Origin of the sequence: Streptomyces sp. NPDC017890, assembly GCF_044328675.1 — a bacterium.
Classification (GTDB): domain Bacteria; phylum Actinomycetota; class Actinomycetes; order Streptomycetales; family Streptomycetaceae; genus Streptomyces.
The window spans coordinates 206,900-223,736 of record NZ_JBIRHU010000004.1 but is presented as its reverse complement, the minus strand read 5'-3'; the positions used below and the strand labels follow the sequence as shown (position 1 = coordinate 223,736).

13 protein-coding genes and 2 pseudogenes are annotated in these 16,837 nt (G+C 70.2%); 7 read left to right on the top strand and 8 right to left on the bottom strand.

Going from position 1 to position 16,837, the window contains the following annotated elements:
• Positions 1–11: 11 nt before the first annotated feature.
• The gene (locus tag ACH4F2_RS07520) at positions 12–1,067 is read right to left on the bottom strand and encodes an aldo/keto reductase (RefSeq protein WP_398131744.1); all 1,056 of its coding nucleotides are present in this window, start codon (positions 1,065–1,067) and stop codon (positions 12–14) included.
• A gap of 57 nt (positions 1,068–1,124) precedes the next feature.
• Positions 1,125–1,817 (bottom strand): SDR family oxidoreductase, encoded by a 693-nt coding sequence (locus ACH4F2_RS07515; protein WP_398131743.1) that lies wholly within the window; start codon positions 1,815–1,817, stop codon positions 1,125–1,127.
• A 116-nt stretch (positions 1,818–1,933) separates the two neighbouring features.
• On the opposite strand from ACH4F2_RS07515, the gene ACH4F2_RS07510 reads away from it, so the two are divergent.
• The 4 genes and pseudogenes from ACH4F2_RS07510 to ACH4F2_RS07495 all read left to right on the top strand — a co-directional run.
• Positions 1,934–2,494, top strand: a complete 561-nt coding sequence (locus ACH4F2_RS07510) for a TetR/AcrR family transcriptional regulator (RefSeq protein WP_398131742.1) — start codon at positions 1,934–1,936, stop codon at positions 2,492–2,494.
• A gap of 1,120 nt (positions 2,495–3,614) precedes the next feature.
• Positions 3,615–4,388, top strand: coding sequence for a DoxX family protein (locus ACH4F2_RS07505; protein ID WP_398131741.1), 774 nt, complete (start codon positions 3,615–3,617; stop codon positions 4,386–4,388).
• A 59-nt stretch (positions 4,389–4,447) separates the two neighbouring features.
• Entirely contained in the window at positions 4,448–5,623 is a 1,176-nt protein-coding gene (locus ACH4F2_RS07500) for an MBL fold metallo-hydrolase (RefSeq protein WP_398131740.1), read from the top strand.
• Positions 5,624–5,707: 84 nt separating this feature from the next.
• Positions 5,708–5,929, top strand: a pseudogene (locus tag ACH4F2_RS07495) (type II toxin-antitoxin system death-on-curing family toxin); the annotation flags it as partial.
• A gap of 125 nt (positions 5,930–6,054) precedes the next feature.
• On the opposite strand, the gene ACH4F2_RS07490 reads toward ACH4F2_RS07495, so the two are convergent.
• Positions 6,055–7,338: an MFS transporter gene (locus tag ACH4F2_RS07490; RefSeq protein WP_398131739.1), complete on the bottom strand. Its 1,284-nt coding sequence runs from the start codon at positions 7,336–7,338 to the stop codon at positions 6,055–6,057.
• 424 nt (positions 7,339–7,762) lie between these two features.
• On the opposite strand from ACH4F2_RS07490, the gene ACH4F2_RS07485 reads away from it, so the two are divergent.
• The 3 genes from ACH4F2_RS07485 to ACH4F2_RS07475 are packed head-to-tail and all read left to right on the top strand — an operon-like array spanning position 7,763 to position 10,582.
• Positions 7,763–8,782 carry a FecCD family ABC transporter permease gene (locus ACH4F2_RS07485; protein WP_398131835.1) on the top strand — a complete coding sequence of 340 codons (1,020 nt, stop codon included), beginning with the start codon at positions 7,763–7,765 and terminating at the stop codon, positions 8,780–8,782.
• A gap of 1 nt (position 8,783) precedes the next feature.
• A complete protein-coding gene (locus ACH4F2_RS07480) occupies positions 8,784–9,557 on the top strand; it encodes an ABC transporter ATP-binding protein (RefSeq protein ID WP_398131738.1) in 774 nt (257 codons plus the stop codon).
• A gap of 14 nt (positions 9,558–9,571) precedes the next feature.
• Positions 9,572–10,582: an ABC transporter substrate-binding protein gene (locus ACH4F2_RS07475; protein WP_398131737.1), complete on the top strand. Its 1,011-nt coding sequence runs from the start codon at positions 9,572–9,574 to the stop codon at positions 10,580–10,582.
• Between the two features lie 223 nt (positions 10,583–10,805).
• Here ACH4F2_RS07475 and ACH4F2_RS07470 read toward each other — a convergent pair.
• The 5 genes and pseudogenes from ACH4F2_RS07470 to brxD form a co-directional block, all read right to left on the bottom strand.
• Positions 10,806–10,916 (bottom strand): annotated as a pseudogene (locus ACH4F2_RS07470) (ABC transporter ATP-binding protein); the annotation flags it as partial.
• 127 nt (positions 10,917–11,043) lie between these two features.
• The gene (locus ACH4F2_RS07465) at positions 11,044–12,231 is read right to left on the bottom strand and encodes a GTP-binding protein (protein ID WP_398131736.1); all 1,188 of its coding nucleotides are present in this window, start codon (positions 12,229–12,231) and stop codon (positions 11,044–11,046) included.
• Between the two features lie 7 nt (positions 12,232–12,238).
• Positions 12,239–12,409 (bottom strand): 50S ribosomal protein L32, encoded by a 171-nt coding sequence (gene rpmF / locus ACH4F2_RS07460; protein ID WP_007387878.1) that lies wholly within the window; start codon positions 12,407–12,409, stop codon positions 12,239–12,241.
• A gap of 823 nt (positions 12,410–13,232) precedes the next feature.
• Complete coding sequence (locus ACH4F2_RS07455; RefSeq protein WP_398131735.1) at positions 13,233–15,350, bottom strand: DEAD/DEAH box helicase; 2,118 nt, start codon at positions 15,348–15,350, stop codon at positions 13,233–13,235.
• A gap of 110 nt (positions 15,351–15,460) precedes the next feature.
• A complete protein-coding gene (brxD, locus tag ACH4F2_RS07450; RefSeq protein WP_398131734.1) occupies positions 15,461–16,822 on the bottom strand; it encodes a BREX system ATP-binding protein BrxD in 1,362 nt (453 codons plus the stop codon).
• Between the last annotated feature and the right edge of the window lie 15 nt (positions 16,823–16,837).

Here is a 16,837-nt window from a genome sequence, read left to right as displayed (position 1 = left end):
GCGTTCACCCATCAGGCCACCGGCACGACCGGGGCGGTGACGCGGTCGGCGGCGCCTCCCTGGAGGCGGTCCAGGGAGGCGGCGATCCCCTCGTGAGGCATGCCGAGCGGCACCGCGCTGACCTCGGTCAGGCGGGTGTACTGCTCATCGGTCAGCTGGACGTCGAGGGCGCCGAGGTAGCTGTCGAGCTGGGAGAGGTTGCGCGGGCCGATGATCGGGACGAGCGTGGCCACGGAGCGAGCGGCGCGCTCGCGCACCCAGGCCACCGCCACCTGGGCGGGCGTCACGCCGGTCTCCTCGGCGATCGCCAGGACGGTGTCGACGACGGCGGACTTCTGGCCGGTGTTCTCGGTGTGGACGACCACGCCCAGGTCGCTCAGGCGCCCCTCGGTGGAGCTGCGGTATTTGCCGGTGAGCAGTCCGCCGCCGAGCGGGGACCACAGGGCGGCGCCGAGCCCGAGGCTCTCGGCCATGGGCAGGAGCTCACGGTCGGCGGTGCGCTCGACGAGGCTGTACTCGTGCTGGACGCCGACGATCGGGGACCAGTTCTTCAGGTCCGCGAGGGTTACCGCGCGTGAGACGCGCCAGGCGGGGAAGTTGGACAGCGCGGCGTGGTGGATCTTGCCGGCGCTCACCAGGTCGTCGAGTCCGCGCAGGAGTTCCTCCATCGGAGTGAGCTCGTCGGGGAAGTGCACCCACAGCAGGTCGATGTAGTCGGTGCTCAGGCGCTTCAGGCTGGCCTCGACCGAGGCGACCATGTTCTTGCGGCTGTTGCCGGTCTTGGAGATGTCCGGCTGCGGGGTGGCGCCGAGGGTGAACTTCGTGGCCAGGACGAAGTGGTCGCGGTCGGCGGAGATCAGCTTTCCGGTCAGTTCCTCCGACTCGCCGAACTGGTAGCCGTCCGCGCTGTCGAGAAAGGTGCCGCCGGCCTCGGCGAACCGGTCGAAGATCCGGCGTGCCTCGTCCGGCTCGGCGCCTGCGCCCCAGCCGGTGCCGAAGTTCGCGGTGCCGAGGGCGTACTCGGAGACGCGCAGTCCGGTCCGGCGGCCGAAGGTCGTGTAACGCATGAGATGTCCTTGCGGGAGGGGTGTGGAGGTGGTCGCGCCGGGGCGGAGGGGTGAGCGTCAGTCCGCGTTCGACTGGGGTGCCGCTGACAGGCTCTGCTTGACGTACCGGCTGGTCTCGTCGGCGAGGATCTCGGGCAGGCCGGTCTCGATGCCGGACAGGGCCTGGGCCGCGACGTCGGCGGCGGCGACCTTCTGGTCGGCGGGCACGTCGGCGGCCATGTCGGTGTCCATGTAGCCGACGTGCAGCGCCGAGACGGCGATACCGCGGGGCGCCAGTTCGTCGCGGGTCGCACCGGTCAGCGCCCAGGCGGCGGCCTTGGACGCGGCGTAGGAGCCGAGTCCTGCCGGGTGGAACCAGGACAGGGCGGAAAGGACGTTGAGTACGGCGCCGCCGCCGTTGCCCTCGATGACGGGGGCGAAGGATCGGGTCGCGGCGAGCGGGCCGAAGAAGTTGGTCTCCATCTCCCGGCGCACCTCAGCCACGTCGCCTCCGATCAGCGTCGCGCCGGTGGAGACGCCCGCGTTGTTGATCAGCAGTGTCGCGTCGGACGCCACGCGCGCGGCCTCTCGTATCGACGCCTCGTCCGTGACGTCCAGCCGCAGCGGGATGACGCCCGGCACGTCGACCGTCTCGGGGCGTCGGGCCGCGCCGTACACCTTTGCGCCGCGCTCGACGAGCTGGGCGGCCAGGTGCCGCCCGAAGCCCCGGTTGGCGCCGGTGACGACCGCGACCGCGTTCTTCAGTTCCATGCTCGCTCCTGGTCGTGGCGGGTGCCTTCGGCCACCCGCAACAAATTAGATTATGGATACAATCTAAACACGGGTCTATGATAGATGCCAGTCGACATCCAAATGGGGAGGTGGTCATGGGCCGGGTATCGCAGGCGCAGGCGGAGGAAAATCGCAGGCGGGTGGTGGACACCGCGTCCCGGCTCTTCCGGGAGCAGGGCATGCAGGTCAGCGTTGCCGACCTGATGAAGGCGGCCGGTCTGACCCACGGCGCCTTCTACAAGCAGTTCGCCTCGAAGGAGGCGCTTGTCGACGAGGCCACCGCCCACGCCTTCGCCGAGCTCGCCCAGCGCTACAGCACCGGGTTCGAGCGGCACGACGGGCAGCGCGTCGCCGCCCAGCAGTCGCTGATCGACGCCTACCTCTCCGTCGAGCACCGCGACGCCCCGGCGGACGGCTGCCCGGTCGCCGCGCTCGCCACCGACATCGCGCGCGAGGGCGGGGGACGCGAAGCCCGTCGCGTCTACGCCGAGGGGGTGGCCGACTTCGCCGATTTCCTGGCCAGTGACGACCAGGACGGCATCGTTCGCCTCTGCACCCTTTTCGGTGCGCTGGTCCTGTCCCGGGCCACCAAGGGTTCCCCGCTCTCCGGGGAGATCCTCGCCGCCGCGCACGCGGCCTTGACTGAAGCAGGCTGATCAAAGGCGAGGTGCGGGTGCACGTCGACCGTGCTCGTGGGCGACGAGGCATCCGCGGCCAGGTGGAGGTAGGGGGAGAGAAAAGGCCGCTGGTGTTGGCTGGAGGCCTCTCCCGGCTGCGTGTGCGCAGTTCCTGCACCGACGCACTCGACGACACCCCGCAGCCCGACACCTTGGAACGGTGGGACGTGGCCATCCCCCACGAGGTGGCCCAACTCGGGAGGACGACTGTCCACAGGTTGCACTCGACGGGGGAGTGGACGCGGATCCGGGCTGTGGAAGAGGAGCCGACCCCTGTGAGGGCTCTCTCCGTAAGCGATCAAATGGGATCGGCGTTGCGTTCAGCAGGCAGAGCATCCGCCTCGGCGGCCGAACTCGGGAGGACGTCGATCGCGGAGGGGAGCGGAAGTGGCCACGCGCTGTGATCTGCCGTGATGGGCGCGTGACGGCCGCGACTCGCCTCGCGAGCACCTGTTGTCAAACACTGGTTCGACAACAGGTGCGGTGACGTCCAATGAACCTGGACGTTCCGGGACTCCGGGGCGGCGCCGATCTCATCGGATCCGACGTGATCGACGCACCTCCAGCCGCCTCCGTCCCCACCAGCGGCCAAAGTCCGGCGAACGGCCGGCGTACGCGCGACTGGGTGCCACCGTGCACGACTCGTCGTACCTGGGCGGCTGCGGCGTGCGTGGACGGCGCATGGGGCAACGGAAGAATCGTGAGGTCGTCGAGGAAGTGGGGCTCGATCTCACGGCGGTGCCCCGGCCCGTCGCGGCAGCGGTGTCTGCCGAAGACCTGGACGGCAGCCGACGTCCCGCCCCTGATCAAGTGCGGCGGGCGCACCGCCTGCTCGGGAGTCGGCGAGGCCCCGTGCCGGGGAAGAGTCGTGTGCCGGGTCCGCGGGCGCCCCATCCACCCCGTGGATGTGAAGCATCGGTACTTTCGATGAGCCAGGGGATTCCGCTGGGCACGAACGCACCGCACAGTGGCGCATACGTCACCGCCCAGTGGGATTCGCGGCAGCACCCGCCCACGTTCGTCAGCGCGGCCCTGACTGCCGGTCTGCGCTGACCGGCGGTGACGTACGCACCCGTCATCTGTGGGAGAGGAATCCGCCATGTCCGCTCACCGGTCGGACAGCCTGAGGCGCGGCGTCGGTGTCGCCCCGGCCCACCGATTCCAGTCTGCCGCGCCAACCGTTGCGCGGCTCATCGCGGGAGTCGTCATGATCGTTCACGGCCTGGACAAACTCGTCGACGGGCCGGCCGGGTTCGGAGCGTTCCTGAGTGGTATGAGTGTGCCCGCGCCGGCTGTGACTGCATGGGCGGTCACGCTCGGAGAGACAGCCGGAGGGGTCTTCCTCGTCCTGGGGCTGCTGTCGCGGTTGACCGCAGTGTTGCTGACAGCCCATCTGTGCCTGGCGATGGCGCTGGTCAACGCGGACACCGGGTTCATGACACCTCAACAGGGGGCTGCGAGTGGTTCGGGGATCGAGTTTCCGCTGGTGATGGTGGCGGTCTTGCTCGTCGTGCTGCTCGCCGGGCCGGGACCGCTCGCGCTTGACCGCATTCTCGGCGTCGAAGCAGCCGCACCGGGTCGTCGCAGGCCCGGGTCCGACCGGCCGTCCGCAGTGCGCGCATCGCTCATCAGCGGCGCGATCGGGGGCGCGATCGGCGCGGTGATGAGCGCCCTGGTCAACTACCTGGCCGTCGGGCTGCCTTCCGGCGTCGGGGCGAACGCCGCCAACCACGCCGTGTCCGGACTGATCAGTGGCTTCCTTGCCGGGTTCCTCGGGCTGCTGACGCATCAGCGTCGCCACGGCCCCGGGGCGCGGCCCGTGGCTGGGACGACGCCGCCCGCAGCCGCCGCTGCGGTGGTGCCCGAGACCTGACGGGCGACCACGTAAACGCCGCGTCGGACACTTCACGCCTCATTGGGAGAGAACCACCTGTGTGCCACGTTCCGAACCGAGCCGCTCAGCAGCCCGCGCCGTCCGAGGGGCCCGGCCGTCGCCACCTCCTGAAGACGCTGGGCGCGGCCACGGCGGCGGGTTCGTTGTTGTCCCTGGGCTCCACCGGCACGGCGGCCGCAGCCTCACGCCGCCACCGCACCCGTCTCGTGCTGCTGGGCACGGCAGGCGGCCCGGCCTGGCTCGACGGCGGACGCTGTGGTGTCTCCAGCGCGGTCGTGTACGGGGACCGGGTCTACCTCGTCGATCTGGGGCACGGCGCGATGCACCGGCTGGTGGAGAGCGGACTCGACGGCGGAGGCGGGCTGGGGTCCGCGCTGTCACCCGTGCGTGGCATCTTCCTGACTCACCTGCACAGTGACCATGTCGCGGACTGGCCCGCGCTGTTCGCCACGGGCCCCACGAACATCGTCGGCCGCGGCGACGACGCGATCCAGGTCTTCGGTCCGGGCGACCGCGGCGTACTGCCCGGAATGTTCCCTCCCGGTGCTCCCGCACCCGACGTCTTCAACCCGGAGCAGCCCACTCCAGGTATCTCCGCGATGACCGCCTACCTCGGGCAAGCCTTCGCCGCCGACTTCAACGGTCGAGCAAGAGAGAGCGGCTTCACCCGCCCCGACGACCTGTTCTCCGTACACGACATAGACCTGGACGGCGTCTGGAACGTCGATCCGGCGGGGAAGCCGCCGCGTCTCAAGGCGCCTCTGCTGCTCTGGGAGGACGGGGACGTCCGCGTCACCGCCACCCTGGTCGACCACGCCCCGACCGCCCCGGCCTTCGCCTACCGCTTCGACACGCCCGACGGTTCGATCGTCTTCTCCGGCGACACCTGTGTCAGCGCCAATTTGATCGATCTGGCTCGGGACGCCGACGTCCTCGTCCATGAGGTGATCGACCCGCGATTCGTGGACCGACTCGTGGCCGCCCTGCCCGAATCTCAACGCGACGCCATGCGCGAACACCTCCTCACCAGTCACACCACGATCGATCAAGTCGGACGGGACGTCGCGGAACCGGCCGGGGCCAGGCAGTTGGTCCTCAACCATCTGGTCCCCGCGACGAATCCGGCGCGCCGGTGGAAGGCCGCGCAGAAGGGGTACTCCGGAAAGCTCGTCGTCGGTGAAGATCTCCTCACCATCGGCGTCGGGCGCAGGTGACTCCGACAAGGAGGGTGCGCCGAGAAGAGACCCGCAACGTGGTGACGTCCGAACGCAGGTCACTATCACCCGCTCCGGTGGACCATGATCCGAAGGGGCCTCCCCGAGCGCTACCTCCAGATCGACGAGATCATGGCCATCGCCCGCACGGTCAACGGCACCGAGCACAGCGTGCGTGACGTGGGCCTCCTCGTGTCGGCGATCGAGCGACCCCGGACGAACGTGTTCGGAGCCGAGTTGTACCCCACGCTGCACGAGAAGGCTGCGGCGCTGCTGCACTCCGTCGCCCGCAATCACGCGCTGATCGGGCGTTCCCGTGCGGGACGCGGCCGGGGGTGATGCCCGGACCGGAGGCGGGGCGAGTCCGGTGGGTCTGAGCGGTTGCGTGCATGACGCCAGGCTGCCCCGACAGGGGCGGTACGTCGTGGTCGTCAGGGCGTGTCGTCGCGCGAGGGCAGGCGGGAGAAGGTCCGGGCGCTGGGGGTGAGGGCGGCGACGGCCGGGGCCGCGAAGCACACGGTCGCGCAGCCCAGGAGGACGGCCCTGGCGCCGAAGGCGTCGATGGCCGGCGCGATGAGGGCGAGTCCGAGCGGGGCCAGACCGTACGAGAGGAGGAAGTCCAGAGAGGAGACGCGGGCCAGCTTGTCCGAAGCCACCTCGCGCTGGGCGGCGGTGAACCACGGCACGTTGAACAGTTCGATGCCGACGCCCGCGACGGCGTAGGCCGCCATCACGACGACCGGGTGCACCGGTAACACGAGACTCAACGGCGCGAGGCCGTAGGAGGCGAGTCCGGTGAGTGCGGCCCAGCCGGGGGAGCGGGGGCGCCAGCGGGCGATGAGCAGGGCGCCGGTGAGCGCACCGGCCGTATAGGCGGTCATCGCACCCGCGAGGACCATCTCGGTGCCGTACTCGTCCCTGCTGACCAGGGGCAGCGCCACGCCGGTCGCCGAGTAACCGGTGGCTATGACTGCCGTCAGCGCGCCCAGACCGGCGAGGAACCACGGGTGCCTTCGTGCTTCACGTACACCCTCGGTGAACTCCGCCACGAAGGACGTACCGCCTGCTCCGGCCGAGGGTGCCGACGGGTTGCCGGTGGACGCCGGACGCCCGCCGCGAACTGGGGCGCATGCGGCGACGACCCAGAGCAGCCCGATGCCCACCAGCAGCGCCCATGTGTCGAGGAAAACGGCGAGCAGCGCGGCCAGGGAGGGGCCCACGAGCGTGGTGACCCGGACCGACAGCGTCATGGCCGCATTGGCCTGCTGTCTGCGGTCGGCGTCGACCACTTCGGCTGTGAGGGCTTGGTAGGCAGGTCGGCAGGCGCCCTGGCCGGCTCCCGCGATCGCGGCGGCGGTCGCCATCAGCAGCACCGATCGGTCCAGCCCGGCGGCGATCACGGGTGCCGCGGCTCCGGCGGCCAGGGCGGCCCACAGGACGACGCCACGGCGGGAGTGCCGGTCGGCCAGCACGCCGGCCACGGGCACGGCGGCGAGGAATCCGACGGTGCGCGCCGCGAGCAGCAGGCCGAGATCGGTGGCGGTCAGTGTCCGGTCGAGCACGGCGAGGCCGAGGACGAAGGGCAGGGCCCACGTGGCCAGGCCCGATGCGGTGGCCCCCGTCCAGAGGCGGAGGAAGGGGAGGTCCAGCAGGATCGAGCGCTGCTTGGCGGGAGGGGGCTGGGCGGCGGCGGGGGTGGCGGAGGGAGTGGGCACGAGGAATTACTCCTGTCCTGTTGGCGGCGACGGACCGGATGTGATCCGGCTGCAACCTCCCTGTTCCGTAGCGCGGTTGTGTCACGGGATCGGCCGTGGCACACGGCGGGGCAGCGCGGCGCGGGCGACACACTATCGCAGTGATAATCATTTCCATTAGAGTGCTGTCGGTCGCCCCCGGAGAGGGTGTGGCGGCCGTGTGTCACCAGCCGGTCCGGACTGCCTGTCGGGCCGGGAGGCGTGTCGGGTTCCTGCGGGTGACCATGATCTTTATTGGCGAGGGGAAGAAGTGAAGGTATCGCGCAAGCCTCCGCCCATGGGGCCTGTGACCTGGCCTGACGCGGGCGCGGTCGATCCGGACGAGGCGTTGGCGTCCCGGCCCGCGGAGGCCGTGCGAGCTCGCCTCGCGTCTCGCAAGGTACTGCTGCTCAGCTGCGCAGTGCTGGCCGCCGTCCTGCTCGTGTCCGCCATCGTCGCCATCGGCCTCGGGCCCGCGGTCGTCACCCCGGGCGAGACCGCGCACCATCTGTGGGCGGCTCTCAGCGGAGGGCGTATCCGCGCCGACGAGGTGACGACCCATCAGATCATCTGGCAGATCCGGACGCCGCGCGTGCTGCTCGCGGCACTGGTGGGGGCCGGGCTGAGCGCGGCCGGAGTGGCGATCCAGGCCATGGTGCGCAACGCCTTGGCCGACCCCTTCGTCCTCGGGGTCTCCTCGGGTGCCTCCGTCGGTGCCGTCGGCGTCACGGTCACCGGGGGGCTCGCGGTCCTCGGCGTCCACGCCGTCTCCGCCGGCGCCTTCGTCGGCGCGCTGGTCGCCTCGCTCCTGGTGTACGCCGCCGCCAACAGCCGGGGTGCGCTGTCCCCGCTGCGCCTCGTGCTGACCGGCGTGGCCATGTCGCTCGGGTTCCAGGCTGTCATGAGCCTGATTATCTACTTCGCGCCGGACAGCGAGGCGACGAGCATGGTCCTGTACTGGACCATGGGCAGCTTCGGCGCCGCGACCTGGGGCGCGCTGCCCGTCGTCTCCGCCGTGGTGCTGGCCGGACTCGCGGTCCTGTACCGCTACGGGCGGGCCCTGGACGTCCTCTCCCTCGGCGACGAGACCGCCGCGAGCCTCGGCTTCGACCCCGACCGGAACCGCAAGGTGCTGCTGGTGCTCGTCTCACTGGTGACGGGCGTCATGGTCGCCGTCAGCGGCGCCATCGCCTTCGTCGGACTCGTCATGCCGCATGTGGTGCGGATGGTCGTCGGTGCCACGCACGCCCGCGTGCTCGCTGTGGCCCCACTGGCCGGAGCGATCTTCATGGTGTGGGTCGACCTGGCGGCACGGACCCTGGTGGCCCCGCGTGAGCTACCGCTCGGGGTCATCACCGCGCTCGTGGGGGTGCCCGTCTTCATCGCCCTCATGCGGCGCAGGGGCTACACCTTCGGAGGGCGCTGACATGGACCTGAAACTGGATGAACTCTCCGTGGTGACGGACGGGAAGAGTCTCGTGCGCGGGCTGTCCCTGGAGGTGCCGGACGGTCAGGTCGTGGGGCTCGTCGGTCCCAACGGAAGCGGCAAGTCCACCGCGCTGCGGTGCGTGTACCGGGCGCTGCGTCCCAGCTCCGGCACCGTCTGGGTAGGTGAGCAGGACCTGACCCGGCTCCCCATGCGCCACAGCGCACGGATCCTCGCGGCCATGACCCAGGACGGCGGCGTCGACTTCGACTTCACGGTCGAGGAGGTCGTCGCGCTCGGACGCGCCCCCCACCTTCGCGGCAACCAGGCGCTCAGCGGCCGGGAACGCGAGCTGTGCGAACGGGCGATGGCCCAGCTCGACATCGGACACCTCGCGCACCGGGGCGTCCTGACACTGTCGGGCGGCGAGCGCCAGCGCGTCCTGCTGGCCCGAGCGCTCGTGCAGGAACCGGAGATCCTCGTCCTCGACGAGCCGACCAACCACCTGGACATCCGCCACCAGGTCGACCTGCTCTCGCTGCTGCGCGGGTCCGGGCTCACCGTCCTGGTCGTCCTGCACGACCTCAACCTCGCCGCGGCGGTCTGCGACCGGCTCGGCGTGCTCTGCCAAGGCCGTCTGATCGCCTCCGGTACGCCTGGGGACGTGCTGACGACAGACCTCGTTGCCGATGTATTCGGCGTCAAGGCCAGCGTCGTTTCGCACCCGCTGACGGGCGATCCCCAGCTGCTGTATTCGATCGACTCCACCCGCTGAAAGGCTGCTCACGCATGCGTACAACCCGATACCTCGCCATGGTCCGCCGGCCTGTCGCTCTCGGCTCCGCCCTGGCGGCGGCCCTGGTGCTCAGCGGATGTGGTGCCGAGGTCGAACCGGACGTCAAGGAGTCCGGCAAGGTCACCGTCAAGCGTTGTGGTGAACCGGTGGAGTACACCGTGCCCGAGCGGGCCGTCGCCTACGAAGGCGGCAGCGCGGACAAGCTGTTCGCGCTCGGCCTGACCGAGCACGTGCACGGCTACGTGATGCCTCCCGCCAACCCGCCGGTGACCGAGTCCCCGTGGGCGTCCGAGTACGCCAAGGTCAAGATGCTCAGCGACGACCTGCTGAACAAGGAGGTGGTGGTCGAGGCCAAGGCCGACCTCGTCGTGGCCGGCTGGAACTCCGGCTTCAAGGACGAGCGGGGCATCACGCCCGAGATCCTCGACAAGCTCGGCATCCAGAGCTTCATGCACACCGAGAGCTGCTTCAACTACCCGGGCTTCCCCGAGAAGACGAGTCCCTTCGAAGCTCTCTACACCGACCTCGAACGGCTGGGCAGGATCTTCCAGGTCGAGAAGAAGGCCACCGAAGTCGTCGACGGGTTGAAGCAGCGCGTGGCGGACGTCGAGGCGAAGGCCCCGGACGGCGATCCGGTGCCCGTCTTCCTCTACGACTCCGGCACCGACCAGCCGTTCACCGCGGGCAACCAGGTACCTCCCAACGACATCATCGAGACGGCAGGCGGCAAGAACGTCTTCGACGGCCTCGACGAGCGCTGGACCCAGGTCAACTGGGAATCCGTCGCCGAGAGCGAGCCCGAAGTCGTCATCATCCTCGACTACGGCGACCTGCCCGCCGAGAAGAAGATCGACTTCCTGAAGAACTCCCCGCACACCAGAGAACTCCCGGCCGTGAAGAAGAACAACTTCTTCGTCCTCGACTACAACGAGGGCATCAGCGGTCCCCGCAACATCGACGGCCTGGAGAAGTTCGCCACCTACCTGCGCGAACTCAAGGGCTGACTTCCCGCACGCCACGGCCTGCCGGGCAGGCAGAACGCCTGCCGGGCGAGCCGTTCATCGGCGTGGCCGCGCGCCATCCCGTTGTGTGACAAGGAAAGGACCCCACGGACATCGACCGTGACGCGATCGGCCCGGCTCTTCTGGAGCAGTTGCCCCCGCCGCCGCCCGCCGGCCTGATCATCTCGCTCAACCAGCCCAAGGCCGACCTGCACACCACTCGCTTGAGTACCTGCTCGGGCGGGCCGTGTCCGACCAGCCGTCCGTCGCTCAGGAGCAGATAGGCGTCGGCCGAGCGGGCGGCCTCGAGATCGTGCGTGGCCTGGACATCAGCGGTATGAGGAGGGTCTCCTGCCCCGTCCCCAAGCGCGGCTTCGTCCTGTCGTCCATGAGCGGCCTCTCTGACACAGGTGTGTACCGGGCCGGACGGTGCCGTGGCTGCGACCACCGCCCGGCCCGGAGTTTCAGCGCTCCGTCACGGTGGTGAGGGGGTCGTGCTCGTGCGCGCAGCTCTCGTCGAAGCCGTATGTGTCCCAGGCGGGGAAGGGGTCGGAAGCGGGCGGGGCTTCGCCTTCCCGGATGAGGCAGTCGGTCAGGGCGGCCCGCAGCGGCTCCGCGTCCAGATGGGTTCCGATGAAGACGAGTTCCTGAGCGAAAGGGCTGTCGGCGTCGCGAGCGGAGGAGGGCTCGAAGCGGGCCACCGACCCGGCCTGCGACCACAGTCCCGTCACCCGGGGTCGGCTGGCGAGGGTGAAGAAGCCCTTGGACCGGAGGACCTGCCCGTAGGCACCGCTGTCCAGTGCCTCCGTCACGAACGTCCACAGCCGCCCCGGGTGGAAGGGCCTTCCGGAGCGGAAGACGGTCGACGAGATGCCGAACTCCTCCGTCTCGGGAACGTGGTCGCCGTTGAGTTCCCTGACCCAGCCCGGAGCCTGTTGTGCCCGCTCCAGGTCGAAGCGGCCGGTGCCCAGGACCTCGCCCACCGGTATGCGGCCCCGGACGGCCGGCACTACGCGGGCGGCGGGGTTGAGGCGGGCGAGGGTGGCGCGCAGCCGGTCGGCGGACGCGGCGTCGACGAGGTCGAGCTTGTTGAGGACGATGACGTCGGCGAACTCGATCTGGTCCATCAGCAGGTCGCTGACCGTGCGTTCGTCGTCCTCGTACTGGTCCAGGCCCCGTTCGGTCAGTTCGTCGCCGCCGGCCAGTTCGGGCAGGAAGTTGGCGGCGTCCACGACCGTGACCATCGTGTCCAGCCGGGCCAGGTCGCCGAGGGTGGCGCCGTCGTCGCGGGCGAAGGCGAAGGTGGCGGCCACCGGCATGGGCTCGGAGATGCCGGAGGACTCGATGAGGAGGTAGTCGAAACGCCCCTCGCGCGCCAACCTGTCCACTTCCTCCAGCAGGTCGTCCCGGAGGGTGCAGCAGATGCACCCGTTGGTCATCTCGACCAGGCGTTCCTCGGTGCGGGACAGGGCGGCCTCGCCGCCACGCACCAGAGCGGCGTCGATGTTGACCTCGCTCATGTCGTTGACGATGACCGCGACGCGCAGACCCTCGCGGTTGCCGAGGACGTGGTTGAGCAGGGTGGTCTTGCCGGCGCCGAGGAACCCCGACAGGACGGTGACGGGAAGGCGCCGCGAGGGTGCGTGGGCCATGCCGGGGTCAGCCTTCCGGACGGAGGAGACCGCGTTCGTACGCCTTGGCCAACCGTTGGGGGACGAGGTACGGCACGCCGTCCACCGTGACCGTCACCAGTTGCGGCGTCGTGGCCTTCCACTGCGCGCGGCGGTGCCGGGTGTTGCTGCGCGACATCTTGCGTTTGGGTACGGCCATGAGGACCTCCGGGTGCGATCGGTGAGCGAGGCAGACGATACCTGAAAATGAATGTCATTACGATCGGTGTCGTCGGACCCCTTCGTGCCGATCCCTCTCGGCACCCTTCCGAGGTGACCCCGCGCCACCGCCCCGGTCGGCGCGGACCGTCGGACGGGTCGGAAGAGGGGTGCGCCAGCCGCTCGCACCGTGACGCTCGTTTGACGCTCCGGGTGGAGATGTGCGGGACCGCAAGCCCGGAAACAGCGCTGACCTGGCCTTTTGTGAGCCTCGCTCAGGCGGACGTCTTTCGATGACGCACCATGTGGAGTGCGTGGCGATCCTTGAGCCTGCCGATAAGGGTCGCTGACCTGCAGGTTTGTGGGGTGGGGCCGAGATCCGACGTCTTTCCCTGGAGGAAACGGTTCGAGGCGCTATCGCTTGGCTCTGTGGGCTCCGGCCTCCGCTTTTCAGGCGCAGTATCTGATTGTTGCCTGCTCCGCGGACGGGTCGTCCTGGACGCCCAGACGCTGAAACGACGCTCGTTCTGACGGGCTTGCACGTGCGGTTGTACGTGGGCACGTGTGGCTTTCAGCGGGTGTCGGCCCCCGTACTGCAGATGGTGAACCCGATCCTCCGTCCGCCTACGACGACGGGGACGCATTCGACGACCTGCTGCCCGCCACCGCCCGGGAGGAACGGCTGGCCCCCATGCTCGAACTCGCCCATGCGGAACTGAGCACCCGGACCTCACCGGCCGAGGCCCGGCGGACGTGGCAGCGATGCCCAGGAGAGGCGAAGAGACCTGGAGCGGTAGGGGAAATCACGTTGCCAGGAGCCGAGTTCACATTCCCCATTCGAGCCGTACCGGCTCTCGCGCCGTGGTCAGTGCCCCGTCGAAGTCCGCGAGACGTTCGGCCAGTGTGGCGGTGGCCACGCGCGGCGGGAGGGCAGCCGAGAACTTCAGGCCGCGGACGGCGCGCGGGTCGACAGTGGGCAGAGTGAGGGCGCTCGGGAGTTCGGCGCGGGCGGATTTCCAGTCGGCGGGGGAGAGGTCCTGGCGCAGTCGGAGGTGGGTGTCGGAGGGCCGCTGGACGGGATCGGCGAGGTTGCCGAGGGATGCGGCGAGGGTCGCGTTGGCGCGGTAGCCGGCCCAGGTCCACCAGCGTGTGGCATCGGCGTCGCGGATCACGAGAGTACCGGCCGGGTGAACCTCGTGGGGGGCGCGATCGGTGCGCAGCTCGGCGAGGGCAGCGGTGGCGCGGCGGGTGAGCCGGACGTCGGGGTCGGTGCCGAGGAGGACGTCGCGCATGGCGCGGGTGAGGGGGAACGACAGACCGCGCGCCTCGCCGCCCTGCCATTTGGCCACACCGCCGTCCTCTACGGGTTCGACGAAGGCACGGCGGCGGGCCCAGTCGATGAACGTGACCTGCCAGCTGCGCCCGGCAAGCAGGAGACGGCGCGGGCCGGGGCGCTCCTCGGTGAGCACGGTGGGGTCGGTGGTGCCGATCTCGGTGCGCCCGGCGAGGACGGTGAACTCGGGCGGCGCGGTGAAGGAAGCGGTGAGTTCCATGAAATGGCGGCGGCCGAAGTGCTTCTCGGCCTCGGAACCGATGAAGAGCATGCCGTCGTCGCTGTCCAGGAAGCCCTCGTCGATCAGGTGCTTCAGGAGCGGGGCGGCCGACCGGTCGAAGGGCGCGAGGCCGTTCCACCGGTCCGGCCAGAGCCGGTCGCCGATGCGGTGCTCCTGCAGGGTGAGCGCGAGCAGCTGCTGGGCGACGAGGTGACGGGGCGATGGTGGCGGGGTGACGGGCTCGACCCAGCCCCGGGCCCAGAGGGTGAGCAGCCCGGCGGCCTGCAGCAGCGAGGCGGGGCGGGTGGCGAGGAAGAGACAGTTGCGGGAGGTGTCGGCGCGACGGCCGGTGCGGCCGATCCGTTGCAGGAACGAGGCGACGCTGCTGGGGGAGTCGATCTGGATGACTCGGTCGAGGTCGCCGACGTCGATGCCGAGCTCCAGGGTGGAGGTGGACACGATGACGCAGTCGCGCGCCTCGGCGAACGCCTGCTCGGAGCGGGCCCGTTCATCGGTGGAAAGTGAGGCGTGCGAGAGGAACACGGTGACGTCGCGGGCCCGGAGCGCCGCACCGAGTTCCTCGACCTGCTTGCGGGAGTCGCAGAAGACCAGACGCTTCTCGCCGCGGTGCAGGGCGGAGATCACCTTGGCGGCGTTGGCGAGTGAGCCGACGTAGTCGAGTTCGACGTCTCCCGCGGGCCTCGGTGGCGCGGTGTCCCCGGCCGTGTCCGGCAGGGTGACGCCGGGCGCGACGACCCGCCCCGGGCGTTCGGCGGGGCGCGCCCCCTGCAACCACGTGAGCAGTGCGCCCGGGTTGCCGACGGTGGCGGAGAGCCCGATCCGCTGGATCCGGTGACCGGCCAGCCGCTCCAGCCGTTCGAGCACGGCAAGCAGGTGCCAGCCCCGGTCGTCACCCGCGAAAGCGTGCACCTCGTCGATGATTACGGCACGGACCCGGCCGAGCATGTGCGTGTGGTCGGTCTTGACACTGATCAGCATCGCTTCGAGCGACTCGGGTGTGGTGAGCAGGAAGTCGGGCGACTCGGTGCGGATACGGCGGCGTACCGACTCCCGGGTGTCGCCGTGCCAAAGGGCGGCGCGGCGACCGAGCCACTGGGCGTAGGTGTCGACGCGGTGGACGAGGTTGTTGAGGAGGGCTTTGAGTGGGGCCAGGTAGAGGACGGAGGTGCCCGTCCAGTGCTGCTCCCGCATGGCGGACAGGACGGGGAAGGTGGCGGCTTCCGTCTTCCCGCCCGCGGTCGGCGCGAGCAGGATCGCGTCCTCGCCGTCCATCAGTGGTTCCACGGCGGCCTTCTGCAGCGGGCGCAGATCAGGCCATCCGAGGGTGTTGACGATGTGGTGCAGGACGACCGGATCGAGGCGTTCCATGGGGTCTCCCCGGCCGGAGGCTGGGGAAGGGTCGGGGCCGGGCGGCTGGTCCTGCACGTGGATGGCTCCCTGCGCTTGGTCTTCCGGGAACGGGAGGGGAAGGCGACAGATCAGAGGTCGAGGTCGAGGTCGTCGGCCGACGCGGCAGCAGGGGGCGCGGCGAGGTTGCGTTCGGTGGCAGTGAGATCGCCGCTGCCGAGGGTCAGTTTGTAGTGCGTACGCGGATCGAAGTCGTCGAACTGATCGACCCGGTCGAGTACGTCCCCGACCAGCTTCTTCAGGTACAGGCGCGGTGCCACTCCGACTTTCCCGCCCAGCGCCCCGCCCACGGCCCTTGCCAGGTCCGCAAGGTACGCGTCGTCGGCGAGTCGCTTGATCCGCTCGGCGGAGTCGGGGGAGGAGACGCCGTCCGCGTACAGGTCGCGGATGGTGGCCCCCAGACCGGTCAGGGACTCCTCGGTGAATCCGGGGAGCCGGATCTGCACCGCACGCGGGTTGTCGAAGCGCGGGTCGGTGGTGAAGTCGGTGGCCAGACGCTGGGCGAGCGGGGCGAGGCGCTGGACGCCCTGCTGCCCGTCGTAGAAGGCGGGTGTGCCGGTGATGACGAGGTAGAGGCCGGGGAAGCGGCCGGAGTGCACCTCGTCGATGAGCTGGCGCAGGGCGTTGAGGGCCTTGTCACGGGCGTCGGAGCGGACCCGCTGCAGTGTCTCCACTTCGTCCAGGACGAGAACGAGCCCGGCGTGCCCCGCGTCCTTGAGCATGGTCAGCAGGCCTTGGAGGAAGCCGAAGGCGCCGAAGTGGTCGAGGTCGCCGCGGACGCCCGCGCTGCGCCGGGCGGCAGCGGCGACGTGCGGCTGGCCGCCGAGCCAGGCCATCACCGCGGCGGCGGTCGCCTCGTCGCCGGCGTCCAGGGACTGCTTGTACCCGCGCAGGGCGGTGGCGAAGGCGGGGGCCTGGCGGGACACCTCGGCCAGGCGGGCGGTGAGCAGCCGTTCCACGGCCTGCGGCAGTTCGCTCTCGGCGGCGCCGTCGGCGAGCGCGTCCTCCTCGAGGGCGTAGAACCAGGCGTCGGCGACGGGCCGCAGGGCGCTGGGCGGGAAGCTCGCGGTGGTCAGGCGTTCGGTGAGCCGCCGGTAGACCGTCTCCAGCTTGTGCAGCGGGGTCTCGGTCTCCGACACCTGTACCTCGGCCACGGCGAAGGTGCGCCGCTTGGCGCGCTCGCCGAGCCAGCGGGTGAAGAAGGTCTTGCCGGAGCCGTACTCACCGCGTACCGCCTTGAACACCGAGCCGCCGGCGGCGACGGTGTCCAGTTCCTCGTCGACCGCCTGCTCGAAGCGGCCCAGGCCGGTGGCGAGCAGGTCGAGGCCGCTCTCGGGGACGGCACCGCGCCGCAACGCGTCCACGACGGCGCGGCGGCGTACGGCGCCGACGGGGGCACCGGTACGAGGGGTTGAGGATCGAGACGAGTTCACCCGGACAGTCTCCCA

What these genes read in the sequence shown, in the direction of transcription:
- ACH4F2_RS07520 (WP_398131744.1), bottom strand. Translation starts at nt 1,067, where the DNA reads ATGCGTTACACGACCTTCGGCCGCCGGACCGGACTGCGCGTCTCCGAG.
- ACH4F2_RS07515 (WP_398131743.1), bottom strand. Translation starts at nt 1,817, where the DNA reads ATGGAACTGAAGAACGCGGTCGCGGTCGTCACCGGCGCCAACCGGGGC.
- ACH4F2_RS07510 (WP_398131742.1), top strand. Translation starts at nt 1,934, where the DNA reads ATGGGCCGGGTATCGCAGGCGCAGGCGGAGGAAAATCGCAGGCGGGTG.
- ACH4F2_RS07505 (WP_398131741.1), top strand. Translation starts at nt 3,615, where the DNA reads ATGTCCGCTCACCGGTCGGACAGCCTGAGGCGCGGCGTCGGTGTCGCC.
- ACH4F2_RS07480 (WP_398131738.1), top strand. Translation starts at nt 8,784, where the DNA reads ATGGACCTGAAACTGGATGAACTCTCCGTGGTGACGGACGGGAAGAGT.
- ACH4F2_RS07475 (WP_398131737.1), top strand. Translation starts at nt 9,572, where the DNA reads ATGCGTACAACCCGATACCTCGCCATGGTCCGCCGGCCTGTCGCTCTC.
- ACH4F2_RS07465 (WP_398131736.1), bottom strand. Translation starts at nt 12,231, where the DNA reads ATGGCCCACGCACCCTCGCGGCGCCTTCCCGTCACCGTCCTGTCGGGG.
- rpmF (WP_007387878.1), bottom strand. Translation starts at nt 12,409, where the DNA reads ATGGCCGTACCCAAACGCAAGATGTCGCGCAGCAACACCCGGCACCGC.
- ACH4F2_RS07455 (WP_398131735.1), bottom strand. Translation starts at nt 15,350, where the DNA reads ATGGAACGCCTCGATCCGGTCGTCCTGCACCACATCGTCAACACCCTC.